The 23,283-nt window shown below is 69.7% G+C and carries 25 protein-coding genes; 12 read left to right on the top strand and 13 right to left on the bottom strand.

The annotated features are described in order from the left end of the window. Nucleotides 1-159 precede the first annotated feature (159 nt). The gene (locus AC07OC_RS11830) at nucleotides 160-621 is read left to right on the top strand and encodes an Lrp/AsnC family transcriptional regulator (protein WP_218296717.1); all 462 of its coding nucleotides are present in this window, start codon (nucleotides 160-162) and stop codon (nucleotides 619-621) included. Between the two features lie 162 nt (nucleotides 622-783). Then, on the top strand, nucleotides 784-1,434 hold the full coding sequence (locus tag AC07OC_RS11825; protein WP_218339260.1) for a TetR/AcrR family transcriptional regulator: 651 nt from the start codon (nucleotides 784-786) through the stop codon (nucleotides 1,432-1,434). A gap of 28 nt (nucleotides 1,435-1,462) precedes the next feature. Here AC07OC_RS11825 and AC07OC_RS11820 read toward each other — a convergent pair whose 3' ends face one another. Beyond that, a complete protein-coding gene (locus AC07OC_RS11820; RefSeq protein WP_218339261.1) occupies nucleotides 1,463-1,891 on the bottom strand; it encodes a GNAT family N-acetyltransferase in 429 nt (142 codons plus the stop codon). A gap of 232 nt (nucleotides 1,892-2,123) precedes the next feature. Between AC07OC_RS11820 and AC07OC_RS11815 the strand changes: the two genes are divergently transcribed. The 7 genes from AC07OC_RS11815 (at nucleotide 2,124) to AC07OC_RS11785 (ending at nucleotide 9,176) form a co-directional block, all read left to right on the top strand. Then, entirely contained in the window at nucleotides 2,124-3,116 is a 993-nt protein-coding gene (locus AC07OC_RS11815; RefSeq protein WP_218296445.1) for a tripartite tricarboxylate transporter substrate binding protein, read from the top strand. 105 nt (nucleotides 3,117-3,221) lie between these two features. After that, on the top strand, nucleotides 3,222-4,385 hold the full coding sequence (locus AC07OC_RS11810; protein ID WP_494601244.1) for a Gfo/Idh/MocA family protein: 1,164 nt from the start codon (nucleotides 3,222-3,224) through the stop codon (nucleotides 4,383-4,385). A gap of 84 nt (nucleotides 4,386-4,469) precedes the next feature. After that, entirely contained in the window at nucleotides 4,470-5,681 is a 1,212-nt protein-coding gene (locus tag AC07OC_RS11805; RefSeq protein WP_218339263.1) for a dihydrodipicolinate synthase family protein, read from the top strand. Between the two features lie 5 nt (nucleotides 5,682-5,686). Beyond that, complete coding sequence (locus AC07OC_RS11800) at nucleotides 5,687-6,565, top strand: sugar phosphate isomerase/epimerase family protein (protein ID WP_218339264.1); 879 nt, start codon at nucleotides 5,687-5,689, stop codon at nucleotides 6,563-6,565. Between the two features lie 259 nt (nucleotides 6,566-6,824). Beyond that, nucleotides 6,825-7,121, top strand: coding sequence for an iron uptake protein (locus AC07OC_RS11795; RefSeq protein WP_218339265.1), 297 nt, complete (start codon nucleotides 6,825-6,827; stop codon nucleotides 7,119-7,121). Between the two features lie 35 nt (nucleotides 7,122-7,156). Next, entirely contained in the window at nucleotides 7,157-8,845 is a 1,689-nt protein-coding gene (locus AC07OC_RS11790) for a PepSY-associated TM helix domain-containing protein (RefSeq protein ID WP_494601241.1), read from the top strand. Next, a complete protein-coding gene (locus tag AC07OC_RS11785; protein WP_218339267.1) occupies nucleotides 8,838-9,176 on the top strand; it encodes a DUF3325 domain-containing protein in 339 nt (112 codons plus the stop codon). Before AC07OC_RS11790 ends, AC07OC_RS11785 begins: the two co-directional genes overlap by 8 nt. A gap of 238 nt (nucleotides 9,177-9,414) precedes the next feature. Here the strand turns inward: AC07OC_RS11785 and AC07OC_RS11780 are convergent, their stop codons facing one another. The 3 genes from AC07OC_RS11780 to AC07OC_RS11770 all read right to left on the bottom strand — a co-directional run bounded on the left by AC07OC_RS11780 (nucleotide 9,415) and on the right by AC07OC_RS11770 (nucleotide 11,837). Next, nucleotides 9,415-9,927 carry a DUF1993 domain-containing protein gene (locus AC07OC_RS11780; RefSeq protein WP_218296439.1) on the bottom strand — a complete coding sequence of 171 codons (513 nt, stop codon included), beginning with the start codon at nucleotides 9,925-9,927 and terminating at the stop codon, nucleotides 9,415-9,417. Nucleotides 9,928-10,074: 147 nt separating this feature from the next. Continuing rightward, nucleotides 10,075-10,458, bottom strand: coding sequence for a VOC family protein (locus AC07OC_RS11775; RefSeq protein ID WP_255591003.1), 384 nt, complete (start codon nucleotides 10,456-10,458; stop codon nucleotides 10,075-10,077). A 116-nt stretch (nucleotides 10,459-10,574) separates the two neighbouring features. Further along, nucleotides 10,575-11,837, bottom strand: a complete 1,263-nt coding sequence (locus AC07OC_RS11770) for an MFS transporter (protein ID WP_218296437.1) — start codon at nucleotides 11,835-11,837, stop codon at nucleotides 10,575-10,577. A 128-nt stretch (nucleotides 11,838-11,965) separates the two neighbouring features. Between AC07OC_RS11770 and AC07OC_RS11765 the strand changes: the two genes are divergently transcribed. Continuing rightward, nucleotides 11,966-12,787: an AraC family transcriptional regulator gene (locus AC07OC_RS11765; RefSeq protein WP_218339269.1), complete on the top strand. Its 822-nt coding sequence runs from the start codon at nucleotides 11,966-11,968 to the stop codon at nucleotides 12,785-12,787. 71 nt (nucleotides 12,788-12,858) lie between these two features. Here the strand turns inward: AC07OC_RS11765 and AC07OC_RS11760 are convergent, their stop codons facing one another. Further along, nucleotides 12,859-13,266 carry a tautomerase family protein gene (locus AC07OC_RS11760; RefSeq protein WP_218296435.1) on the bottom strand — a complete coding sequence of 136 codons (408 nt, stop codon included), beginning with the start codon at nucleotides 13,264-13,266 and terminating at the stop codon, nucleotides 12,859-12,861. A gap of 168 nt (nucleotides 13,267-13,434) precedes the next feature. Between AC07OC_RS11760 and AC07OC_RS11755 the strand changes: the two genes are divergently transcribed. Further along, nucleotides 13,435-14,379, top strand: a complete 945-nt coding sequence (locus AC07OC_RS11755; protein ID WP_494601238.1) for a LysR substrate-binding domain-containing protein — start codon at nucleotides 13,435-13,437, stop codon at nucleotides 14,377-14,379. 12 nt (nucleotides 14,380-14,391) lie between these two features. Next, entirely contained in the window at nucleotides 14,392-15,048 is a 657-nt protein-coding gene (locus AC07OC_RS11750; protein WP_370627745.1) for a flavin reductase family protein, read from the top strand. 15 nt (nucleotides 15,049-15,063) lie between these two features. Here AC07OC_RS11750 and AC07OC_RS11745 read toward each other — a convergent pair whose 3' ends face one another. The 8 genes from AC07OC_RS11745 to AC07OC_RS11710 all read right to left on the bottom strand — a co-directional run bounded on the left by AC07OC_RS11745 (nucleotide 15,064) and on the right by AC07OC_RS11710 (nucleotide 23,099). After that, nucleotides 15,064-15,588, bottom strand: coding sequence for a DUF4952 domain-containing protein (locus AC07OC_RS11745; protein WP_494601236.1), 525 nt, complete (start codon nucleotides 15,586-15,588; stop codon nucleotides 15,064-15,066). A 6-nt stretch (nucleotides 15,589-15,594) separates the two neighbouring features. Next, entirely contained in the window at nucleotides 15,595-16,710 is a 1,116-nt protein-coding gene (locus AC07OC_RS11740; RefSeq protein ID WP_494601234.1) for an alpha/beta fold hydrolase, read from the bottom strand. Nucleotides 16,711-16,881: 171 nt separating this feature from the next. Next, the gene (locus AC07OC_RS11735; RefSeq protein ID WP_218296431.1) at nucleotides 16,882-17,844 is read right to left on the bottom strand and encodes a hypothetical protein; all 963 of its coding nucleotides are present in this window, start codon (nucleotides 17,842-17,844) and stop codon (nucleotides 16,882-16,884) included. Nucleotides 17,845-18,048: 204 nt separating this feature from the next. Continuing rightward, nucleotides 18,049-18,663, bottom strand: a complete 615-nt coding sequence (gene lpoB, locus AC07OC_RS11730) for a penicillin-binding protein activator LpoB (protein ID WP_218296430.1) — start codon at nucleotides 18,661-18,663, stop codon at nucleotides 18,049-18,051. A gap of 29 nt (nucleotides 18,664-18,692) precedes the next feature. Then, the gene (locus AC07OC_RS11725) at nucleotides 18,693-19,106 is read right to left on the bottom strand and encodes a YcfL family putative periplasmic lipoprotein (RefSeq protein ID WP_218296429.1); all 414 of its coding nucleotides are present in this window, start codon (nucleotides 19,104-19,106) and stop codon (nucleotides 18,693-18,695) included. Between the two features lie 35 nt (nucleotides 19,107-19,141). After that, nucleotides 19,142-20,677 (bottom strand): COG3014 family protein, encoded by a 1,536-nt coding sequence (locus AC07OC_RS11720; RefSeq protein WP_218296428.1) that lies wholly within the window; start codon nucleotides 20,675-20,677, stop codon nucleotides 19,142-19,144. Nucleotides 20,678-21,004: 327 nt separating this feature from the next. Further along, nucleotides 21,005-21,748, bottom strand: coding sequence for a class I SAM-dependent methyltransferase (locus AC07OC_RS11715; protein ID WP_218296427.1), 744 nt, complete (start codon nucleotides 21,746-21,748; stop codon nucleotides 21,005-21,007). A gap of 10 nt (nucleotides 21,749-21,758) precedes the next feature. Then, a complete protein-coding gene (locus tag AC07OC_RS11710; RefSeq protein WP_494601231.1) occupies nucleotides 21,759-23,099 on the bottom strand; it encodes a hypothetical protein in 1,341 nt (446 codons plus the stop codon). Between the last annotated feature and the right edge of the window lie 184 nt (nucleotides 23,100-23,283).

Raw genomic sequence — 23,283 nt, 5'->3', positions numbered from 1 at the left:
AGGGTGGTGAAACCGCCGCCCTGTGGGGCACGGCGGACGGCCCGAGCGCCGGGAACGCCCATCAAGTATGTGACGACTTGATGAAAATCATTTTGCTTTTATGCCCCATTTCACGCCAAATACGAGAAACAGATTTCCTTATTTGCCGTGAAACAGAATCTGGATTCCATCGACCGCCAATTGCTTGCCCTGCTGCAGCACGACGCCGAGACGCCGCTGGCCGAGCTGGCCGATGCCGTGCACCTGTCCAACACGCCCTGCTGGCGGCGCATCCAGTGGCTGCGCGAGAAGGGGTTCATCACACGCCACGTGGCGCTGGTGGACCCGCGCAAGGTCAATGTGGGCGTGACCGTGTTCGTGGCCATCAAGACCAACCAGCACCACCAGCAGTGGTTCGAGACCCTGCGCGACGTGGTGATGGGCATTCCCGAGATCGTGGAGTTCTACCGCATGAGCGGCGACGTGGACTACCTGCTGCGCGTGGTGGTGCCCGACATCCGCGCCTACGATGCGGTCTACAGGCGGCTGACGCAGGCCGTGGCGCTGTCGGACGTGAGCTCGAGCTTCGCGATGGAAGAAATCAAGTTCACCACCGCGCTGCCGCTGGACTACGCGCAATGACGCACTGCCGGGCAGGGGCAGCATTGCGCCCGGCCGGCAGGCCGGCTGCGCGGCACAATCCAGTCCGCGCCACCTGATGCCGCCACACCCGCATCGCCGCCCCTGGCCCCCTGAATCCAGCATGCACTGGATTTTGTTAACCAAATAGTGAACTATTCGGGCATGACCAAAGACACCGAGACCCCCGCCAAGGAGCGCCAGCGGGATGCCGACCGCTCCCAGGGCGTGATCTTCAGCGCCGCGCGCGACGAGTTCGCCGAACACGGCCTGGGCGGCGCGCGCATGGACCGCATCGCCGAGCGGGCGGGCCTGAACAAGCGGCTGATCTACTACTACTTCGAGGACAAGGAAAAGCTCTTCCAGGCCGTGCTGGAGCAGGCCTACCTGCACATCCGCGAGGAAGAGCGCAAGCTCAACCTGCTGGACCTCCCGCCCGCGACCGCCATCCGGCGGCTGGTGGAGTTCACCTGGACCTACTACCTGGAGAACCCCCAGTTCCTCACGCTGCTCAACAGCGCCAACCTGCACAGGGCGCGCCATCTGCAGGAGTCGCAGCGCGCGCGCGAGATGAACTCGCCGTTGATCGCCACGCTGGGCGAGGTGCTGGAGCGTGGGCGGCGCGAGGGCAGCTTCCGCGGCGGGGTGGATCCGCTGCAGCTGTACGTGTCCATCGCCGGGCTGTCGTACTTCTACCTGTCGAACAACCACACGCTGTCGGCGATCTTCGGGCGCGACCTCATGGCCCCGAAGGCGCGCAGCGAGCGGCTTTCGCACATGTGCGATGTGATCCTCGGGTACGTGCTGCTCGGCTGAGCCCGACGGCCCGGTCCCCAAGCTTCGTCTACAGCCCGCCTTCGCGGTCATGACCCGGGGGCGGCGGCCGCTTGAACATCACGGTGACCTGCGCCTGGGGCTCCCGGTAGCCACACGCTGAAAAGAAGTGCCTTGCCCCGCCCATCGCCTTCACGTAGATGGGCACGCCAGGGAACTCCAGCTCGATCCGCTGCATGAGCGCCCGTCCGATGCCCCTGCCCTGTACGGCGGGGTGGACCACCAGTTCACCCAGCATGGTAGAGAACGCCCCGTCGCTGAAGGCGGAGACGTAGCCGACCACCGCGCCGTCGTCCATCCGCGCATGGGCGACCAGGGGGTACGCGCGGCAGGAGCGAAGGAACAAGGCTTCGTCGTGCTCGCCCCAGCCCACCGCCGCCATCAGCGCAGAAAACTCCCGCCACGTCACGGTCTTGTCGGTCGAAATTTGATAGCCCATGGCCTGACTCTACGGGACCAGCCGGGCACCTCGCGGCACGCCTGGCCGCGCGGCGGTTGGCTCCTCCACGGCGACAGGCCCCGGGCCGCGCGCATCCCACGGATGCGGGTAAACCCCTAATTTCAACGTGCGGAACCGCGTTGACGTGCAGGGCGCGTTCCTGAAAAATGCACTCTATTCACCATTCAGTGAATTAAAGAGCAAGTCCAAGCCTGCCCACGGAGACAAATCCATGCCCATCACCCGCACCACCCGCCGCGCTGCGGCCACCGCCCTGGCGGCGGCCGCGCTCACCACCCTGTCCTTCGGCGCCCTGGCGCAAGGCGGCTACCCGACCAAGCCGATCCGCGTGATCGTGCCGTTTGCGGCGGGCAGCACCACCGACATCATTGCGCGCGCCATCGCCGACAAGATGGGCCAGAGCATGGGCCAGACGCTGGTGGTGGACAACCGCGGCGGCGCCAGCGGCACCATCGGCCAGCAGGCCGTGGCCACGGCCGCGCCGGACGGCTACACGGTGATGATCCATTCGTCGTCGCACACGGTGAGCCCCTCGACCTTCGCCAAGCTGCCGTTCGACACGGTGGGCGACTTCGCGGGCGTGACGCCGATCTCGTCGCTGCCCAACGCACTGGTGATCTCGCCCGCCAAGGGCATCAAGACGCTGCAGGACCTGGTGGCCACGGCCAAGGCCAAGCCCGGCACGGTGAACTTCGCCTCGGCCGGCCAGGGCAGCGCCACGCATTTGAACGCCGAGAAGTTCAAGCTGGCCGCCAAGATCGACGCGCAGAACATCCCCTTCAAGGGCTCGGCCGAGGCCGTGACCGAGGTGCTGTCGGGCCGCGTGGACTACTACTTCTCGCCCATCGCGCCCGTCATCGGCCAGATCAAGGACGGCCAGCTGCTGGCGCTGGCCGTGGGCTCGCCCAAGCGCGCCGCCGCCCTGCCCGACGTGCCCACCACGGCCGAGGCCGGCGTGCCCGGCTCGGAGTTCAACTTCTGGATCGGGATGATGGTGCCCGCCAAGACGCCGCGCGACATCGTCAACCGCCTGCACGACGAGGTGGTGAAGGCGCTGGCCACGCCCGAGGTGAAAGAACGTTTCCTGAAACTCGGCGCCGATGCCTGGACGCTCAAGCCCGAGCAGTTCGACGCCTACATCAAGGACGAGATCAAGAGCAACGCCACGCTGGTCAAGGCCGCCGGACTCTCGCCCACACAGTAATTCCCTTCGCGCCGCACCGCACCGCCAGCCCCTGCCGGGGGTGGCCAGGCCGCGCCTTTGCCCAATTTTTCTGCAACCTTTGAACTGAACGAAAGCACCACCGCCATGGCAACCCAACGACTCGGACTCATCATGCACGGCGTCACCGGCCGCATGGGCATGAACCAGCACTTGATCCGCTCCATCTGCGCCATCCGCGCGCAGGGCGGTGTGGTGCTCGGGAACGGCAGCCGCGTGATGCCCGATCCGATCCTCATCGGCCGCAATGCCGAGAAGATGGAGGCCCTGGCCAAGGCCCACGGCATCGCGCGCTGGGGCACGGACCTGGACGCCGCGCTCTCCAACCCGGAGGACACGGTGTTCTTCGACGCCGGCACCACGCAGATGCGCCCCACCCTGCTGGCCAAGGCGATCCGCGCGGGCAAGCACGTGTACTGCGAAAAGCCCATCGCCACCAACCTGAACGAAGCGGTGGAGATCGCGCGCCTGGCGTCGGGCTCGGGCCTCAAGCACGGTGCCGTGCAGGACAAGCTCTTTCTGCCCGGCCTGCGCAAGCTCGACATGCTGCGCCGCGCGGGCTTCTTCGGCCGCATGCTGAGCGTGCGCCTGGAGTTCGGCTACTGGGTGTTCGAGGGCGACCTGCAGCCCATCCAGCGCCCGAGCTGGAACTATCGCAGCGAAGACGGCGGCGGCATGATCCTGGACATGATGTGCCACTGGCGCTACGTGCTGGACAACCTGTTCGGCGAGGTGAAGTCGGTGTCTTGCATCGGCGCCACGCACATCCCCACGCGCTGGGACGAGGCCGGCCAACCGTACCAGGCCACGGCCGACGACGCGGCCTACGCCACCTGCGAACTCACGGGCCACAACGGCGAGCCGGTGATCGCGCAGCTCAACATGAGCTGGGCCACGCGCGTGCGGCGCGACGACCTGGTGACCTTCCACGTGGACGGCACCGACGGCTCGGCCGTCGCGGGCCTGTCGAGCTGCCGCGCGCAAAGCCGCGTGGCCACGCCGCGCCCGGTGTGGAACCCCGACGAGAAGCAGACCATGAACTTCTTCGACCAGTGGCAGGAGATTCCGGACTCGCAGGTCTACGACAACGGCTTCAAGATCCAGTGGGAGCACTTCATCCGCCACGTGGTGGAAGACGCGCCGTACCGCTGGACCCTGCCTGAAGGCGCCAAGGGCGTGCAGCTGGTCGAAGCCGCGCTGGAAAGCTGGAAGGAACGCCGCTGGGTCGATGTGGCCCCCCTGCAAGCTTAACCACCGATTACTGTTTTGATAGCTGCTAGCGCTTGCTGGATAAGCGCTAAAGGCCAATTTCATTCAAATTTCTGCGAGTACACCATGGCCTTCAGCCTCCCCCTGCCCACGGCCGATGGCCGCATCAGCCCCTACACCCTGCAAGGCCGCCCGCCGGTCGTGCCGCCCAAGGGCGCCGCGTTCAGCCGCATCGCCTACTCGGCCGCCCACGTGGTGGCCAACCCGCTGGCCGCGATCGACCCGTGGCTGCAGTGCGCAGTGGACTGGGATGCGACCATTGCCTACCGCCAGCGCCTGTGGTCGCTGGGCCTGGGCGTGGCCGAGGCCATGGACACCGCGCAGCGCGGCATGGGGCTGGACTGGCCGACGTCGCTGGAGCTGATCCGCCGCTCGCTGGACGCGGCGCGTGACTTCGGGCCGGGCGCGCTCGTGGCCTCGGGCTGCGGCACGGACCACCTGGTGCTGGAGGACGTGAAGTCGGTGGACGACGTGATCCGCGGCTACGAGGAGCAGATGGAGGCCATCGAGAAGCTCGGCGGCAAGCTCATCGTGATGGCCAGCCGGGCGCTGGCCCGCGTGGCCAAAAGCCCTGCCGACTACGAACGCGTGTACGACCGCCTCCTCTCGCAGGCGAAGCAGCCCGTGGTGCTGCATTGGCTGGGCGACATGTTCGACCCGGCGCTCGCAGGCTACTGGGGCTCGCGCGACGTGGATGCGGCCATGGACACGGCGCTGGCGGTGATCGCCGCCCACCCGGACAAGGTGGACGGCATCAAGATATCGCTGCTCGACAAAGACAAGGAAGTCGCCATGCGCCGCCGCCTGCCCACCACGGGTGGCACCGACGGCCAGGGGGTGCGCATGTACACCGGCGACGATTTCAACTACGCGGAACTCATCGCCGGCGACGGCGCGGGCGGCACGCCGCGCCAGGGCCAGAGCGATGCGCTGCTGGGCATCTTCGACGCCATCGCACCGGCCGCGAGCGCGGCACTCGCAGCGCTGGCCGCGGGCGACACGGCACGCTTCCATGCCATCCTGGGGCCCACGGTGCCGCTGTCGCGCCACATCTTCGCGGCGCCCACTCGCTTCTACAAGACGGGCGTGGTCTTCATGGCCTGGCTCAACGGCCACCAGTGCCACTTCACCATGGTGGGCGGGCAGCAGAGCACGCGCTCGCTGGTGCACTTCGCCGAGCTCTTCCGGCTGGCCGACCAGGCCGACCTGCTGGAGCAGCCCGAACTGGCCGTGCAGCGCATGGGCCACCTGCTGGCATTGCACGGCGTGAGTGCCTGACCGCCATGCGTGATTTCACCCAAGACCACCGCTGGCTCTCCATCAATACGGCCACTGTGCGCAAGCAGCAGGGGGCCGAGGTGCCGCTGGCGCGCATCATCGACCAGTGCGCCGCACGCGGCATCCGCGCCATCAGCCCCTGGCGCGACCAAGTGGCCGCGGCGGGGCTGGACGCCACCGCGCGCCAGCTGCGCGCCCATGGCATGGAACTGTCGGGCTACTGCCGCGGGGGTTTCTTCCCGGCGGCTGACACGGCGGGCCTGCGCGCCGCGCTCGACGACAACCGCCGCGCCATCGACGAGGCCAAGGCGCTCGACGCCGCCTGCCTGGTGCTGGTGGTGGGCGCCCTGCCCGGTGCGCTCGATGGCACGCCGCACTACACCGACATCGCCCGCGCGCGCGGCGAGGTGGTCGACGGCATCGCCGCGTCGCTGGAATACGCGCGCCAGGTGGGCATGCCGCTGGCCATCGAGCCGCTGCACCCCATGCAGGCGGCCGACCGCGCCTGCATCAACACGCTGGAGCACGCGCTCGACATCTGCGATGCGCTGGACCCCAGCCGCAGTGGCAGCCTGGGCGTGGCGCTGGACGTGTACCACGTGTGGTGGGACCCCAAGCTGCAGCAGCAGATTGCGCGCGCCGGCAAGGAGCGTCTGCTGGCCTACCATGTCTGCGACTGGCGCCTGCCCACGCGCGACCTGCTCAGCGACCGGGGGATGATGGGCGACGGCGTGATCGAGCTCAAGAAGATCCGCCAATGGGTCGAGGCGGCAGGCTTTGCGGGCTATGCCGAGGTGGAGATCTTCTCGGCACTGGACTGGTGGCAGCGCACGGGCGAGGACACGCTGGACACCTGCATCGCGCGGCACCGCAGCGTGGTCTGAGCCCCAGGGCGGCTCCGCGCCCTGCGGACCCCGGCGCCACCGGTGCGCGTGGACCCGTGGACAGCATCGTCCGGGCCCGCGCCACGGCGGGCCGTCACCCGGGGCCCTCGCCTGCCACGGGCCGTGCGAGGGCGCAGCCTGCGACGCGCGGGGCGGGCCGGCCGTTGCCCATCACCCTGGCAGCAATGGGGAAATGGTGCAAAGGGCTGCATAATTACGAATCAATCTCATCACCAATCCCGTTCGCATCCGTTTCGCCATGGCCACCAGCGCAGTTTCCCGCTTGCACATCGTTTCGCGCATCGCCGCGGGCGTCCTGGGCGGCTATGCCTTCACATGGGGCTTCATCGCGCTGGGCATCGGCCTTCTGTTCGCGGCGCAGATGGAGTTCCACGATGCGGAGGCCCTGGGCTACATCGTCGGCTTCATCGTCTTTCTGGTGGCCTTTCTGTGGGCGTTTTCGGCGGCAAGCTTGAAGCGCGTGTGGCTGGTGCTGGCCGGCGGCGGGGCGCTGATGACCGGCGCCGCCTGGCTGGTGCAGCGCGCCATCCTGTAAACCGCGCGCACGAACCCAAGAGGTAGATACCCATCATGTTCCAGAACTTCCGGCTCACCATGGCCTGGCTGCACACCTGGTTCGGCCTGGTGCTGGGCTTCGTGCTGATGGTCGTTTTCTTCTTCGGCTCGCTGTCGGTGTTCGACCGCGAGATCGACCGGTGGGCCATTCCCCAGACCCGCTTCGAGCCGCAGCCCATGCCCTCGTTCGACAAGATCCTGCAGCCGGCCTTCCAGGACATGAGGCCCAGCGCGGAAAACATCGAGGCCGCCAGGGACCGCGTGAACGGGCCTGTGGCGCAAAGCTTCCCCGTCATCAAGACCTGGGGCGCGTACACCACCCACCGCGACCCGGTGCTGGGCCTGTTCGCGGGCTATGAGCTGCCCAATGCCAAGGACCCCGACGACAACACCATCTGGGGCAACCGCACGATCGATCCGCGCTCGGGCGCCTCGCTGCCCGACGACCACCTCAAGATCGGCAGCCAGTTCTTCTACCCGCTGCACTACAGCCTGAACTTCAAATGGAAGGACCTGGGCACCTGGATCGTGGGCTTCGCCGCGCTGATGATGCTGGTGGCGCTGGTCAGCGGCGTGGTGATGCACCGCAAGATCTTCCGCGAGCTGTTCACCTTCCGCCCCCGAAAGCACACGCAGCGCAGCGCGCTCGACCTGCACAACCTCACGGGCGTGGTGGCCCTGCCGTTCCACTTCATCTTCGCGTTCTCGGGGCTGGTGATCTTTGGCGGCATCTACTTCCCCATCACCCACACGCAGCTGCACCCGCTGCACGAGCTGCACGAAAAACACGAGGCCGCAGAAACCGGCCTGCCGCACGAGCGCGCGGGCACCGCCGGCACCCTGGCGTCGGTGGACGCGATGGTGGCGCAGGCCCAGCGCCGCTGGGCCGCGCAGGGCATGGCGGGCGACGTGGGCTTTCTGACCGTGCAGCACGTGGGCGACGCCAATGCATACGTGAGCGTGTACCGCGCGGGCACCGACCGCATCGCGCTCGTGGGCAACGGCATCCACTTCAAGGCCAGCACCGGCGAGGTGCTGCGCGAAGACCCGCCGCTGACCCCGGTGGCCAGCGTCAACACCTTCCTCACCGGGCTGCACCTGCAGCATTTCCGGCACTGGCTGCTGCGCTGGCTGTATGTGCTGGGCGGCCTCTCGGGCTGCGTGTGCATCGCCACGGGCTTCATCTTCTTCGTGGAAAAACGCAAGCGCCAGCACGCCAGGCAGGGCGTGACCGGAGCGCGCTGGGTGGACGCGTTCGCGGTCTCCACCGTGACGGGCATGCTGATCGCCGCGCTGTCCATGCTGATCGGAAACCGCCTGCTGCCCACCGACCTGCCCGCGCGCGGGGACTGGGAGCAATATGTCTTCTGGGGCGCCTGGGCACTGGCCTTCGTGCACGGCATCTGGCGCACCGCGCCCGTGGCCAGCGCGCGCATGGCCCCCGCCTGGGCCGAGCAGTGCTGGGCCATCGCCGTGCTGGGCGTGGCGGCCGTGCTGCTCAACTGGGTGACCACGGGCGACCACCTGCTGCGCACCCTTGGCAACGGCTACTGGCCCGTGGCCGGCGTGGACCTGGCCATCCTGGCGAGCAGCGCCATCGCCGTGCTGGCCGCGCGCAAGCTCAAGCACCGCGCCCAGGGCCAGCTGGGCGCCCCTGCCGTGGACGGCGGCGCGGCCTCCTCGCTGGAGACCGCCCGTGCCTGACGCCTTGCTGCTGGTGGCGGCCCTGGCCGCCAACGTGGTCGGCCTCGGCTGGCTGGCCCTGTCGATGGATGCGCACTGGGAGCAGGTGCGCGGCACCGAGCCCCTGCGGCGCAGCACCGTGCGCACACTGCGCTGGATGGGCGCCGCCGGCCTGCTCGTGGCCCTGGCCCTGTGCCTGGCCGTGGACCACGCATCCATGGCGTCGCTGGTGTGGTTCATGGCGCTCGCGGGTGCCGCGCTCACCATCGCGTTCACACTGTCGTGGCGGCCCCGCGTGCTGGGCGTGCTGATCGCCTGGGTGCGGCGCAGCGGCGCTGGCGTGGTCCGATAAAACCGCCGCACGCAGTTCATGCGGGCCCAGGCTGGGTGGTGCGATGTTTGCGCCCCGGCTTCGACAGGCTCAACCCGAACGGCTTGTGGAATACCGGGGAGGCGACGCTCCCCGAACCCGATTCCGCCACACCCTCAACCACTGGCGCGCCCCCACGCCAGTGCACCCGTGGAACCGGCTTCCCCGGGCCACCGGGTGCTTCCCCCTCGGGGGAAGCCGCGCAGCGGCTCAGGGGGCATCAAATCTTGCCCATGTAGTCCCGCTTGCCCAGCTCCACGCCGTTGTGGCGGGCCAGCGCGTAGGCCGTGGTCACGTGGAAGAAGAACTGCGGCAGGCCGTAGTGCAGCAGGTACTGCTCGCCCGGAAACTGCCGCTCGCGCGCGGTGCCGGGCTGGATGGTGATGGTGCGCGTGGCGGCATCGGCAAACGCCTCCACGGGCAGGCCTTCCACGAACGCCAGCACGGTGTCGATGCGCTCGTTCAGGTCGGCAAAGCCGGGGCGGTCCGCATCCGGATACGAAGGCACCTCCGCCCCCGCCAGCCGCGCCGCCACACCCTTGGCGAAGTCGCAGGCGATCAGCACCTGGCGCGCCATGGGAAACATGTCGGGGAACAGCCGGGCCTGCAGCAGGGCGTCGGGGTCGAGCTTGCGCGCCGTGGCGTGCGCCTCGGTCTTGGCCAGGATGTCTTTGAGCGAGCCCAGCATCTGGCGGAGAACGGGAACGCTGGCGTTGTAGAGGGGAGATGTCATGGCGGGATTCTTGTCTTGGGATGAAGCACAGGGAAGGAAGGGTCGGCGCCCGGCGGCCTTTTTTTGCCCGCCGGGACCGGAGCGCATTGCAGCACATCGGCGCACTCCGTGCTGGCGCCCCGCCTTTTGGGCTCGTGCCCGGCAGTGTCAGGCCAGGTGCTGGCGCAGCTGGATCACATTGCCCTCGGGGTCGTGGCCATCGCAGGCCCGAAAGCCCCGGGCCTCCCATTCCCTGGCCGCGGGCGCGAGCTGCCCGCCCAGCGCCACGGCCCGCAGCCGGGCCTGGGCCAGGTCCGGCACCGCGAAAAAGAGCTTGATGGGGGTCTCCTCGCGCACCACGGGCGGCTGCGTGATGGCGATGGCCCGGGCGATCCGCTGCGGGATGGCGTGGACCACGATCTGCACCGCGCCAGACTCCAGCACGATATGGTCGCTTTCGGCGTGGACCACGTTCAGGCCGCAGAGCCCTTCATAGAACGCGGCGAGCCGCTGCATGTCCTTGGCGAAGACGACGGCGCCGGACGAAGGCATGGTGGACACGGTGAATCTCCCGCAATGGACGGATGGATCGATGAGGGGCAGCCGCCGCCATTCTCACCGAGATTCACGCGGCCACGGGGTCCGGCAGCAGGCCGCCCGGCCCGCGTTCAGGCCGCCACCGGCGCCACCGTCCTGCGCACCCGGCGTACGTTGAAGGCGCTGGCGATCAGCACGCCCTGCACCACGGCCAGCCCCAGCAGCACGGCGGTGAAGCGGCCCTGGTCGAGCAGCACGCCGAACAGCAGCGGCGACAGCGCCTGGCCGATATCGAGGCCCGAATACACGATGCCGTAGACGCGGCCCGTGGAGCCTTCGGGCGTGGAGCGCTTGACCAGCAGGTCGCGCGAGGGGCCGGCGATGCCGGCGCAAAAACCCATCACCCCGAACAGCACGGGCACCAGGGCGCCGGGCGGGTGCGCCAGGGCCAGCGCCACGGCCACGCAGGCCGCCAGGCCGAAACCGATGCCCACGATGCGCTCGCAGCGGCTGGGGTCGGCCGCCAGGAAGCCGCCCAGCACCATGCCGCCCGCGCTGGCCACCATGTAGACCGTGAGGCACATCGCGGCCAGCGCCACGGGCACGGCATGCAGCTGGCGCGCGGCCTCGGGGGCAAAGGCCTGCACCACGTTCAGCGCCACGGCGTAGAAGAAGAAGAACGCAAAGCACATCCACACGGCGGGGATGCGCAGGAACGCGAAGTTGCCTCCCTGCCCGGCCGCGCCGGTGGCGGCGGACCTGGCCGCAGCGGTGGGCGCGGGCATGGGCGGCAGCGCCAGGTGGCGGCGGCTGACCAGCAGCACCAGCAGCACCGAGAACGCCAGCACGCCCGCGCACACCAGCGCCACGCGCCACGATGTCGCGATGGCGATGGGCACCAGCATGGCGGGCGCGAGCGCCCAGCCCAGGCTGCCGGTGATGCCGTGCACGCTGTAGGCGTGGCCCAGGCGCGGCGCGCTCACGCGGCGGTTGAGCAGCGTGTAGTCCACCGGGTGGAACACGCCGTTGCCGATGCCCGCGAGCACCGAGAACGCCGCGAGCATGGCGTAGCTGGTGCTGGCCGCGAAGCCGAAGGCCGCCAGGCCCAGCAGCGCCAGGCCGCCGAACAGGATGGGCCGGGGCCCGAAGCGGTCCACCACGAAGCCCGAGCCCGCCTGCACCGCGCACGAGACCACGAAGAAGATGGTCATCAGGAAACCCAGCTCGGTGTAGCCGACCTGGAACGCGTCCTTGAGCCACGGGAACAGCGGCGCCAGCAGGAGCTGGCTGTAGTGGCTGATGAGGTGGGCGATGCCGACCAGCCCGATGACGCTGGCATCGGCGCGCAGCGGGGTGGAGGCAGGCGGAAGGCCGTGGACATTTGCGGTGGTCATGGCGGCATCGTAGTATTGGCCCCGGGTTTCTGGAATGCGACGGAACGACAGCTTTCGGCGAATTTGCGCCAAACCGTTGATCCGGGGCACGCCGGCCACGCCCCCTTTTCTGCTTTTTTCGACCCCCCATGGCCCGTACCAGCCAAGCCGCTCCCCTGGGCGACACCGACCCGTTCACCCCCACGCCCGCCAGCCCCGTGCGGGTGCGGGCGCGCGATATGCCGGCCGATACGCACTTCGAGCCGCACCGCCACGCCTGGGGCCAGCTGGCCTACTGCGCCAGCGGGGTGGTCCAGGTGAGCGTGCACGCACCGGGCACCGCCACCGCGTACATCGTGCCACCCTCGCGCGCGGTGTGGATCGCCCCCGGCGCGCTGCACGCCGTGGCGGTGCTGGAGGCGGCCGCCTTCCGCACGCTCTACATCGACCCCGGCGTGGTGCCGGCTGGCGGGGCGAACTGCCGCGTGATGGCCGTGACGCCCCTGCTGCGCGAGCTGGTGTCGGCGCTGGACCCCGTGGGCGGCCCGCACCCCGGCCCCGCGCGCGAGGCCGCGCTGACCGCGCTGGTGCTCGATGAGATCGGCCAGGCCGAAAGCCTGGCCCTGGGCGTGCCGCTGCCCGGCCCCCACAGCGACAAGCGCCTGCGCGCGCTGTGCCAGGCCGTGCTGCACGAGCCCGGCCGCTACGCCACGCTGCGGCACTGGGCGGCCGACAGCGGCGCCAGCGAGCGCACGCTGGCCCGCCTGTTCCGCGCGCAGTTCGGCATGGGCTTCGCACAGTGGCGCCGCCAGGCCGTGCTGGCCCATGCCCTGCCCCGCCTGGCGCGCGGCGAGCCCGTGGGCCAGGTGGCGGCGGCCAGCGGCTACGCGAGCGAAAGCGCGTTCTCCGCGATGTTCAAGGCGGCGATGGGGCAGCCGCCCAGCGGGTTCATTGGCAAAAACATGGCCTAGCGCACGGCCGGAAAGCGCCAACAGCTATCAAATTTGCAGCAAACGGATGTCGCTGGATGGGACCACGCCCCTCAGCCCGGCGCGACCCGCTGCTGCACCAGGTCCATCGCAAAGCGGCCGTGGCCCACGGACCAGTCGGAATAGTCGTTCTCGTGCAGGAAGATGAACACATCGGCCGGCGCCACGCCCGCCAGGGTGTGCAGGTTGTGCGCGATGGCGGCGTACAGCGCGCGCTTCATCGCATCGCTGCGCCCGCGCCGCAGCGTGATCTCGAGCACCACCACGCGGTCGGAGCGGGCCACGCCGTTGAAGGTGCGGCTGCAGGCGAACTCCCCGGGCGCGTAGCCGGCCACCAGGTTGAACAGCTCGTCCGGCGGCATGCCGATACTGTCCACCAGCGCCTGGTGGACGCCTTGCACGATGGCCGTGCGCGTGGCGGCGGGGGTGTCTTGCGGAACATGGGTGCGGATGAAAGGCATGGCGGTGTTCTCGTATGTTCCCTGAAGTCAATTAAATAGGCAGAAGCGGGCAGCGCAGCCTTCAGGCGATCCGGGCATTGCCGCTGATAGCATGGGCCATTGTTGCTATCGTTCTGCCGCCTGCAAAGCGATGATTTCTCCGCAGCCTTGTGCACTAAACTCACAAAGATGAGCCCCCGCCTGCCCCCACTGGGCGCCCTGCGCGCCTTCGAGGCCGCCGCCCGCCTGGGCCGCATGACCGCGGCGGCCGACGAACTGTCGGTCACGCCCGGCGCCATCAGCCGGCAGGTGCGCCAGCTCGAGCAGCACCTGGGCGTGCCCCTGTTCGACGGCAGCAAGGCCCGCCCCACGCTCACCCCGGCGGCGCGCGTGCTGCAGCCCGTGCTGACCACCGCGTTCGCGCACATCGCCGAGGCCGTGCGCGAGATCGGCGACGGCAGCCGAGGCCCGCTGGACGTGGCCTGCTTCAGCACCTTCACCGTGAAATGGCTGATCCCCCGGCTGTTCGACTTCCAGGCGCGGCACCCGGGCATCGAGGTGCGCCTGCGCACCACCGCCACCGCCACCGCCACCGCCGACGCAGGCGCCGGGGCCGCCCCCGCGCGCTGCGACGTGTCCATCACCGCCGAGGAGCCCGGCGCGGCGCGGGACACCCCGGCCTGTACGCGGCTGTTCCCCGAACACCTGGGCCCGGTGCTGAGCCCCGCGCTGGCCGGGCGCGTGGCCCTGCGCCAGCCCGCCGACATGGCCGCTCCCGCCCTGCAGCCCCTGATGCTCCACACGCGCACGCGGCGCAACGCCTGGGCCATGTGGGCGGCCGCCACGGGAGCGCCGGTGCCTGCCGCCCCACCCGCGGGCCCCGAGTTCGAACACTATTACTTCACCCTGGAGGCCGCCGTGCGCGGCCTGGGCGTGGCGGTGGCCCCCTGGCACCTCGTGCTGGACGACGTGCGGGCCGGCCGGCTGGTGGCGCCGCTGGGCTTCGCGGCCTCGGGCTACGACTACGTGCTGCGCCGCCGCGCCGGCGCCCACCCCCGGATCGATGTGTTCTGCGCCTGGCTGCAGGCGCAGGCCGAGGCCACCGCAATGCCCCCGGGCCCGCAGGCGCCCTGAGATCGCCCTACGATGGGCATTCCTTGCCTTCGCCGCCCCGCCGCCATGCCCGACTCCGCCATCCACAGCTACCAACCCCGCCAGGGCCACGGCCTGCCGCACGACCCGTTCAATGCCATCGTCGGCCCCCGCCCCATCGGCTGGATCTCCACGCAGAGCGCGGCCGGAGCCACCAACCTCGCGCCCTACAGCTTCTTCAACGCGTTCAACTACGTGCCCCCCATCGTGGGCTTCGCGAGCATCGGCTTCAAGGACACGGTGCGCAACGTGCAGGAGACCGGCGAGTTCGTGTGGAACCTGGCCACGCGCGACCTGGCCGAGGCCATGAACCAGAGCTGCGCCAACGCGCCGCCCGAGGTCAGCGAGTTCACGCTCGCCGGCCTCACGCCCCGACCGTCCACGCAGGTGCGCCCACCCCGCGTGGCCGAAAGCCCCGTCACCTTCGAATGCCGCAGCACGCAGATCCTGCAGCTGCAGGGCGCAGACGGCGTGCAGGTGCCCACCTGGCTGGTGCTGGGCGAGGTGGTGGCCGTGCACATCGACCAGCGGCTGCTCAAGGACGGCGTGTACGACACCGCCAACGCCGGCCACATCCTGCGCGCGGGGGGCCCGGCCGACTACTTCACGGTGGGGCCGGAGCAGTTGTTCAAGATGTACCGGCCACGGTAGGCCGCGCCCCCTGCGCTACGGCGGCTCCAGCGGCAGGACCACGCTCACCTCGAACCACGGGATGGCGCCCCAGCCGCCGCGGCGCGTGACCAGCGTTTCGCCCGAGTGCATGGACACGCGGTAGGCCAAGCCCTGCGGCCCCGGCAGGCTGCCCGCGCCCTCGCGCCCCCGGTGGCGGCTGCGGGGCTCCCAGCCACAGCACACGAAGTGCAGCCGCGCCATGCCGGTGTGGCGTGCCAGGTAGCGCTCCACGGCCGCCGCCTGCGCGCCCGGTACCCGATAGGTCGCGGTCAGCGCGCGCAGCTGGTGCAGATGGCCCTCGGCACAGCCGGTCCATTCAAGCCCCGGCGGCTTGCGCCGCTGCGCGGCCAGGAAGTCAGCGCACGAGGCCGTCTGGCCGAACGCGGCGGGCGCGAGGAGGAGGAGGAAGAGAAGGCTCAGACACGGCACCGCGACGGGCGCGCAGCCCCGGCGCCACCACCACTCCATGCGCCGCGCCCCTGGCTGGCATGCAGGCGGCGGCAGGTGGCGCTGCGCCATGGCCTGTTACCGCGACAAGGGCGCGCACAGGCCTGCGGCCGGGTCCCGCGCCCATTGCTCTGCCCAGGCCCACACCTGCTGCACGCCATCCGCCCCGGCGGCGCGGCGCTGCAGGCCATGGTCCGCGTCGGGCAGGCTGCGCGCGCAATAGGGCTCGGTGCGCAAGGCGGCGAGTTCGGCAAACCGTTCGTATGCGGCGGGGGGCACCAGGGCATCCTCGCCGCCCCACACCTGCACCACGGGCCAGGGGCTTTGCACCAGCGGCAGGGTCAGCGGCCAGCTCCACAGGTCGCGCCAGTAACCCAGGCTGCGGCCCTGCGCCATGGCGGTGTCGGGCCGGCTCCCGGCCACCACGCGGGCCAGTTCCTCCCAGTCTTCCTGCGCACCCAGGCGCTGCGCCTGCAGCCTGCCGGCCTCCTGCGGGTCCAGCCCGCTGGCCGACAGCAGCACCAGGCCCGCCAGCTGCGGCACCTCGGGGGCGAGGGCGGGCAAGAGTTCGGCCCCTTCGGAGATGCCCACCAGCAGCTGCGGCAGCGCGGGCGCGCCGTCGCGCGCGCGCTGCCGCGCATCCGCGACCAGGGCCGCACGCGCGTGGGCCAGCCAGGTGGAGAGGCGGTCCTGCTGCACAAATTCGCGCGCGCAGTCGCCGGGGGCCGTGCGCGCCTGCGGGTCCACGCCGGGCTTGTGCAGCACCAGCACCTGCGCGTGCAGCAGGCCGGCGAAATAGCGGTCTGCAATCGGGCCCATGCCCGCGCAGCCGGAGCCGGGGATGACGATCACGCGGTAGCGCAGCGGTGCCGTGCGCTCGCTGCGCGCGAGGGCCTGGAGCGTCGCGCCATCGGCGCCCGGCAGGGGCCGCGGTGCAAACGGCTCCGACGGCGGCGGGGCCTGGGTCGGCGCCGCCGGGGCCTGCGGGGGCGCCTGGGGCGCGTCCGCGGACGCTTCGGGCCCGTACACATTCACCAGCGATCCGGACACGGCCGCCGCATAGAACGGCGGTGGCGACGCGGCGCAGCCGCCGAGCACCACGGCCCCGGCCGTGGCCACGAAAAAGGCCAGCGCAGGGCTGGCCAGGGACCGCCCAGGTGCGGCACAAGAAAAAAAGCGTTGGACGTTGAGCACAGCCGAAGTCTGGCACGACTGCGGCGACCCGGAACGCTGCGCCTGCCACTGGCGCGCCGCCAGGCGCCTGAGGCCGCAAGATGCTAGCAAATCAATAGCATATCGCGCTTATCCATCAACCGGAACGGGGCAATCCAGTCAAAACCGGCACGCCCCGGCCCAGGGATGCCCTTACTTCAGGATGAGGACCTGCTCGGGCTGCTGGGGCTGCGGCACGGGCATGGGCTGGCCGCCCTGCTGGTACACCGGCGGCGGGCGCACGCCGCGCGCCAGGTGGGCGTCGGTGTAGCCCAGCTGCATGGCCATCTGCTGGTACACGTCCTGCGCGAGCGACAGCGAGGTCTCGCGGATCACCTTGGCGCGGTTGGGCGGGGCGATGTCGCCACGGATCGACAGGATCTTGGTGTCGTTGCCTTCGCCCTGGGCGGAGAACGCGGCCTTGATCTCGTAGGTCTTGGTGTTGATGAGCGAGAAGTCGGCCAGAAGCTGCAGGCCGTACTGGCGCGTGGCGCTGGTGGTGCCCTGCAGGGGCGAGAGCGCATCGGTGAAGTCGATGCTGGAGACCACGCCGAACAGCACGTAGTCGGCGCCGTTGAACTCGCCCTTCTTGATCCGGCTGATCACGTCGTTGACCTGGGGCTGCACCTGGGGCGTGGCCATCTTGCCACCCTGCACCTGGTTGAGCACCTGCTCGGCCTTGGAGGGCTGGGGCTTGCCCGCGTCGAAGCCCTTGCCCTGGATCAGACGGAAGTAGGTGCCCTGCAGGATGGCACCCTTGATGTCGTTGGTGTAGCCGCCGAGCTCGCGCTGCTCGATGTAGCTGTAGCGGCCGGCCACGTAGGTGCCGCTGGCCTGCTCGGACGCCTGCATGTGGTGGCTGCCCGAGTGCGAGCCGCCCCCGCCGTAGGGCCCGGCGCTGTAGCCGCCGCTGTGGCTGCCGCCCGCGCTCATCTGGCTGCTGCGCTGGTAGGTGCCGGCCAGGAAATATTCGGACACGCGCTGGGCGTAGGCCAGGTCCGTCACGGCGATCTTGGGCGCGGCGCCCGGCTGCTGCGCCTGGGCGGCGGTGCCCCACGCCATGGTGGTGGCGGCGATCACGGCCAGGGCCGTGTGGAGGGTGATTCTGCGTTGCATGGTGTGCTCCTTGTGAGCTGACGGAAATTCATGAATGGGTCGAGCGATGCGGGCCGGAGCACCTTCATCCTTCGAAACTGGCGCGGCCCAGGCCAGCAGCCGCCGTGCAAGGGCCGCCCCACCGCACTGGCGGCGTCCCCCTTCCCGCGCGCAGCGCGAGAGAAAGGGGGAAGCGGCGCAGCCGCTCAGGGGGTTGCCTACTTCTTATCGCTTGCTTGTCTTGCGGATCTCTTTTTCATCCTGCCACTCGATCGTGCCTTCCTGCACATCGAACAGCTTGAGCGTGAACTTGTAGTACACGTCCTTGGTCGCGTTGTTCTGCTTGACGATGCTGGTGAGCTCGCCTTCCATGCTGTACTTGGCGGCCGTCATCTGGCCGACCTTGGCGGTGGTGCCCTGCTTGTACAGGCCGCTCTGGTTCTGGCGCTGCAGCTCGTCCACACCGGCCTGCATCTCGTTGATGGAGCGCACGAAGCGCACCTTGCCCGACTTGACCAGCGCCGTCTGGATCGAGTTCATCACGTTGGTGGTGTCGATGTACTCGCTGGTCTTGTTCTTCACGGTGGAGATCGTCACCGTGGGGCGGCCCTGGAAGATGCCGGTTTCGAGCAGGCCGCCGGTCATCTTCTCGGCGATCATCTGCAGGTCGGTGGAGCCGAACTCGTTGGTCACCAGCTCGACGGCCTTGGCGTCGCCGTAGTTGACCTGGCGGTCAAAACGCACGGTGGGCGAGGACAGGTTCTGGCAGGCCGAGAGGGCCAGGGTGCTGGCCGCGAAGGCCAGGATGAGCGTGGTGCGCTGAATGGTGTTGCGTTGCATGTTGTTTTCTCCGGTCGGCACTGTGGTGTTCAGCGCGGTTCTACGTTCATTTCCAGGCGCAGGTCGACGGCGGCGCTGGTCGGCGCCACGCTCTTGACGGTTTGCTGGCCCAGGCCGAGCACGCTCATCTGCTTCCACGATTCGCCGTCGCCCACCTGGTTGCCCACGTTGTCCAGCCACTTGAAGCGATAGAACACGGTGCGGTCGGTGCGGCCCATGTTGGCCATGTCGGCCTGCACGACGAGGATGTCGTTCTTGCGCACGATGCGCATCTCGCGCACGGCGATGCTGTTGGCCTCGCCGCGCAGCGCCACCTTGGAGGCCACGGCCAGCGGCGTGGCCGGGTCGTGCAGCTGGGCGCGGGCCGCGGTGGCCAGGGTCAGGGTGAGGGCCGCGCACGCGATGGCGGGTGCGGCGGCGGCAAGGGCAAAACGGGTTCTCATGCCAGAGGCTCCTTGGAAATGGGACATGTGCGGTTTCAGTTCTTGGCGGCGGGCGCGGGCGTGGCCGAGGTGGACTTGACCACCGACTTGGGCACCGAGCGCGTCCGGCTGGTGGTGGTGGTGGTCGTGCGCACGGTGGTGGCAGGCTCTGCCGCGGCGGGCTGCGGCGCGGCGGCCACGGTGGGCAGCTGGCCCAGCATGGCCACATCGCCGGTCAGCACGCTGTTGTCGTACATGCGCAGGGGCACCAGGGCGTACTGGCCGTCGATCTTGATGGGCTGGGGCAGCTGGCGGCCGTTCACGCTCACCACGTGCTCGCCCGGTGGCAGGTAGCCACGGGCCACGTACACGCGGCCGGGCAGCATGCGCCACATGCGGTCGTCCGCCTGCTCGGTGGCCACCGAGGCCGCCGCGCCGATGATGCCGCCGATCAGGCCGCCACGCTTTTGCAGTTCGTTCTGCAGCACGCCCTTGGCCACGGCGCGGGTGAAGCCGCGCAGCACCATGCCGGGCATTTCGTCCTTGAGCGCACGGCGCGCCATCACGTTCACGTCCACCACCTTTTCGAGCTTGAGGTCGGTGCCCGCGGCGGAGATGGTGGTCAGCAGCGCGTCCTTGGACGGCTCGATCACGGGGTAGGAAATACTGGCCGTGACCATGCCCCGGCCCGTGGGCACCGGAAGCGTGAAGGCCTTGGGCTTGCGCGCGGGGGCGTCACCGGCTTCCACGATGAAGAGCACGTCGGTCATGCGCTGGCGGCGTTTCCAGGTGAAGCCGGTGCGGGTGTCCAGGCCGCGCAGGCCTTCTTCGAGCACGCCGGTTTCGGGCTTGAGCTCGATGGCCTTGCGGTAGCCGGGCGCGGCCAGGCCGGGCTCGTTGAGCATTTCGTACAGGAAGCCGGCGAGGTAGTGCGAAAGGGCGTTCTGGTAGCCGTTCTTGAGGGCCAGCACCTCGGGGTCGTTGAGCGTCTCGACGGGGTAGCCGTTGAGTTCCTTGCCCCCCGAGGTGGCGCCCTTGGACTTGGCTTCTTCTTCCGCCGCCAGGGTTTCCTTGGCACGGAACTCGGCAATGATGGCCTCGCGCTCGTGGGTGCGCTTGATGTCCACGCGGGCGTTCTCGAAGTCGCCCACGGCCATGCGGTTGAGCGCCAGGCGCGTGGTCACCCACACCTTTTCATAGTCCTGGCCTTCATAGACCTTCAGGCGTTCGCTGATCAGCGCGGCGCCCACGGTGCCCATGAGCTTGCTGGGGTTGGTCTTGGCGGTTTCTTCCCATTCCTTGACCTTGATGTCGGCCAGCAGGAAGGCGTTGGTGCTGTCGGGGTAGCGGCGGTCCATGCGCAGCAGCTCGCCGCGTTCCATGTTGAACAGGAGCGCGGTCTTTTCTTCCTCGGTCTTGGCGGTGCTCTCGAGCTGGGCGATGGCCGCGGGAATGCCGCCGCTGCGCCCGGCGTTCTGCATGTCGGTCGCCAGCTTGTCATGGCTCTGCATGGTGGCGCAGCCCGTGAGGGCGGCGCTCAGGGCCAGCACCCACAGAAGGCGCGGGCGGAAACGGGATGGGTGGGCGGTCATGGATGCTCCTTGCAGATCGGTCGGTTGCGCACCAGAAAACCCCGGCACTGCCCACGCGCAAGGCCGCGCCACGCCAGGCGCGCACCGGTCAGGGAGGTGCGCCGCGACGGCGGAAAGCGCCTGCAGGATGGGAGATCCGGACAAGGAAGGTGCTGGCTGCGCGTGCGCCCCCTCCCGGCGCTTTCACGTGCTGCTGGCAGCCCCCTCTGGCTGTGAGTTTCTTGGTAGTTTTGTATGGGGTTGTAGCCAGGGACGCAATGTAGCAAAAGCTTGTATCTTTTCTGTAACCGCGCCGAACGGCTCAAATCGCCATGGAACAGTGGCATCTCATGCCTCCACGCGGTTGAGCGGCATGCGGTAGAGCCACACCACGCGGCCCCCCGGCGCGCGCAGCTGCACGCTGGGCAGCACGCCGGGGATCGCGAATTCCAGGCTCACCAGCCACGCGCCGGGCGCCAGCTCGGCCTGGGCCTTGGCGGCGGCGCGGGCCATGCTCTCGGGCCGCTGGAACAGGTACACCATGCGGTAGGGGCTCCAGTCCTCGGCCCACATGTCGGCGCGCCGCACGCGGGCCCAGGGGCACCGCAGGGCGCACAGCAGGCGCAGGGGCCAGCTCCATTCGATGCCCTCCAGCTGCGCGGCCGGGTAGGCGTGGCGCAGTGCCTTCAGGCCATCGCCCACGCCGCTGCCCGCGTCCAGCACCCGCGCCCCCAGCGGCAGCGGGGCCTGCGAGGCCAGGGACTGCAGCGCATGGTGGGGCGTGGGAAACAGCGGCGCATCGCGCCAGGCGTTGAGCGGGTAGACCAGCAGCAGCAACGCCAGCGGCACCAGCCACGCCCAGGTGGGCAGGCTGGCCGCGCCCAGCAGCGCCAGCGACAGCGGAAAGCCCGCCGCGATCAGCCCGCGCCGCCACCAGCTGCCGCCCAGCACGCTGGCCGCCGTCCCGATCAGGCAGGCGGCCAGCAAGGCCGCCACCGGTGGGACCGCGCGCTGCAGGGCCACAAAAATGAGCCACGCGCACGCCCACGCCAGCAACGCGGGCAGGGGCCAGGGCATGCGCAGGGCCAGCATGGGTTCGTGCTCAGCGGCCAAAAATGCCGCGCAGCAGGTTGACGGGGTTGACCACGTTGCCCGCATCCGTGCCACCCTCGCCCGCTGGCTGCTGGCCTGCCGGCGCGCCGCCCATGCCGCTGGAATAGGCGCCGCCCGAGGGTGCGCCGGGTGCCGTGCCCATGCTGCCGCCGCGCCGCCCCTGCATCTCTTCGCCCAGCATGGCCATGGTGTGCGACTTGACGCGCACGCGCACGGCCCACTCGGGCTCCCAGGCTGCCTTGGGGTCGACCGGGCGCGGGGGGTGCACGATGTGGCTTTCGCCGCCGTAGGCCATCATGCGCAGCATGGGCGTGGCATCGCGCCCGCCGCCCGCGAAGATGCCCTGCGGGATGGCGCACTGCGTGGTTTCGGGCGAGAGCAGCACACGCTCCTTGAGCCAGCGGTCGATGGTGGCGGGCGACAGGTAGTCGAACAGGCCCATGCCCGTGTCGGGCGTTTCGGCGCTGGACCACATCACGAGGTCGTCCCCGTTCTGCGACATGGCGTGCAGGTAGTAGGCGCGCGCATTGCGCACGGGCTGCCAGCTGGTGCCCATGCTGTCCTGCGGCTTGCCGGTGGTGCGCAGGTCGATGGCGGGCATCAGGTCCTGCGCGGCACCGAGCGTGAACTTCATGGATGCGGGCACGCCATCGCCGCGCACCTGGTGTTCGCCCACCAGGGAGCTGCCCGCCGACAGGCTCACCTGGTTGCGTTCGTTGGGGTACAGCGCATAGGAGGGGCCCACGCGCGGCCCCCGGTCGGGCACGGCGCGGCCGGCGAAGGCCTGGGCATAGTCGGACGGCTTGGTGCGCGCCAGGTCGATCACGCGCGGCTGGCCCGCGCGCACCGCGCTCCCGCAGCCCCAGTACAGCAGGATGCGGCCCTTGGGCTGGTGCTGCTGGTATTCCTGGGGCACCTCACCCGGCTCGGTCTGGGTGGGCTGTGCGCGCGGGGGGACCAGCGGCAGGGATTCGCCCATGCGCATGCCCGCCGGAATGGCCTGGCTGGCCTCGACGCCGGGGCGCAGGGTGTTGTGCAAGGCGATGTCGATGACACGCGGCGGCATGATGGACATGGCGCGGGCGTTGCCGTAGGCCGTGTTGCCACCGCCCGCCCTGCCCTGCGCGCCGCCGCCCATGAGGCCGCCGAGCATGCCGCCCCCGCCGGGCAGGCTGTCCATCTCGGGCATGCCCGCCATGGTGCCGGTGGACACGTCCATCCACAGCTGGACCTTGGGGGGTTTGGTGTTTTGGGCCTGGGCGCCCAGGCTGGCGATGCACAGGCCAACGGCCAGGCAGGCGGGGGTCAGGACGAAGCGCAAAGGGGTCATGGGGGTCTGCTCCAGGAGATGCATGGATCACCCGGCAAACCATCGTGGGCCGCAGGGCGGCTGTATCGCCGCCCTGTGAAGAGGCCTTGCGGTCAACCCGGGTGTGTTGAACGCAGCGCAGTGTAGGCCCCGCACAGACGCATTTTGCCTGCGCAAGTTACGTGTGGAAACCGCTTGTGTGCGC

The organism is Acidovorax sp. GW821-FHT10E04 (assembly GCF_059415185.1).
This window is presented reverse-complemented; position numbering and strand designations above follow the sequence as displayed.

Bases quoted from the DNA above. Each gene is read 5' to 3' on its own strand.
- AC07OC_RS11810 (WP_494601244.1), top strand. From the start codon at position 3,222: ATGGCAACCCAACGACTCGGACTCATCATGCACGGCGTCACCGGCCGC.
- AC07OC_RS11720 (WP_218296428.1), bottom strand. From the start codon at position 20,677: ATGACCGCCCACCCATCCCGTTTCCGCCCGCGCCTTCTGTGGGTGCTG.
- AC07OC_RS11750 (WP_370627745.1), top strand. From the start codon at position 14,392: ATGGGCATTCCTTGCCTTCGCCGCCCCGCCGCCATGCCCGACTCCGCC.
- AC07OC_RS11770 (WP_218296437.1), bottom strand. From the start codon at position 11,837: ATGACCACCGCAAATGTCCACGGCCTTCCGCCTGCCTCCACCCCGCTG.
- AC07OC_RS11815 (WP_218296445.1), top strand. From the start codon at position 2,124: ATGCCCATCACCCGCACCACCCGCCGCGCTGCGGCCACCGCCCTGGCG.
- AC07OC_RS11795 (WP_218339265.1), top strand. From the start codon at position 6,825: ATGGCCACCAGCGCAGTTTCCCGCTTGCACATCGTTTCGCGCATCGCC.
- AC07OC_RS11765 (WP_218339269.1), top strand. From the start codon at position 11,966: ATGGCCCGTACCAGCCAAGCCGCTCCCCTGGGCGACACCGACCCGTTC.
- AC07OC_RS11820 (WP_218339261.1), bottom strand. From the start codon at position 1,891: ATGGGCTATCAAATTTCGACCGACAAGACCGTGACGTGGCGGGAGTTT.
- AC07OC_RS11715 (WP_218296427.1), bottom strand. From the start codon at position 21,748: ATGCTGGCCCTGCGCATGCCCTGGCCCCTGCCCGCGTTGCTGGCGTGG.
- lpoB (WP_218296430.1), bottom strand. From the start codon at position 18,663: ATGCAACGCAACACCATTCAGCGCACCACGCTCATCCTGGCCTTCGCG.
- AC07OC_RS11780 (WP_218296439.1), bottom strand. From the start codon at position 9,927: ATGACATCTCCCCTCTACAACGCCAGCGTTCCCGTTCTCCGCCAGATG.
- AC07OC_RS11805 (WP_218339263.1), top strand. From the start codon at position 4,470: ATGGCCTTCAGCCTCCCCCTGCCCACGGCCGATGGCCGCATCAGCCCC.
- AC07OC_RS11775 (WP_255591003.1), bottom strand. From the start codon at position 10,458: ATGCCTTCGTCCGGCGCCGTCGTCTTCGCCAAGGACATGCAGCGGCTC.
- AC07OC_RS11710 (WP_494601231.1), bottom strand. From the start codon at position 23,099: ATGACCCCTTTGCGCTTCGTCCTGACCCCCGCCTGCCTGGCCGTTGGC.
- AC07OC_RS11800 (WP_218339264.1), top strand. From the start codon at position 5,687: ATGCGTGATTTCACCCAAGACCACCGCTGGCTCTCCATCAATACGGCC.
- AC07OC_RS11790 (WP_494601241.1), top strand. From the start codon at position 7,157: ATGTTCCAGAACTTCCGGCTCACCATGGCCTGGCTGCACACCTGGTTC.
- AC07OC_RS11825 (WP_218339260.1), top strand. From the start codon at position 784: ATGACCAAAGACACCGAGACCCCCGCCAAGGAGCGCCAGCGGGATGCC.
- AC07OC_RS11735 (WP_218296431.1), bottom strand. From the start codon at position 17,844: ATGCAACGCAGAATCACCCTCCACACGGCCCTGGCCGTGATCGCCGCC.
- AC07OC_RS11745 (WP_494601236.1), bottom strand. From the start codon at position 15,588: ATGGCGCAGCGCCACCTGCCGCCGCCTGCATGCCAGCCAGGGGCGCGG.
- AC07OC_RS11755 (WP_494601238.1), top strand. From the start codon at position 13,435: ATGAGCCCCCGCCTGCCCCCACTGGGCGCCCTGCGCGCCTTCGAGGCC.
- AC07OC_RS11760 (WP_218296435.1), bottom strand. From the start codon at position 13,266: ATGCCTTTCATCCGCACCCATGTTCCGCAAGACACCCCCGCCGCCACG.
- AC07OC_RS11725 (WP_218296429.1), bottom strand. From the start codon at position 19,106: ATGAGAACCCGTTTTGCCCTTGCCGCCGCCGCACCCGCCATCGCGTGC.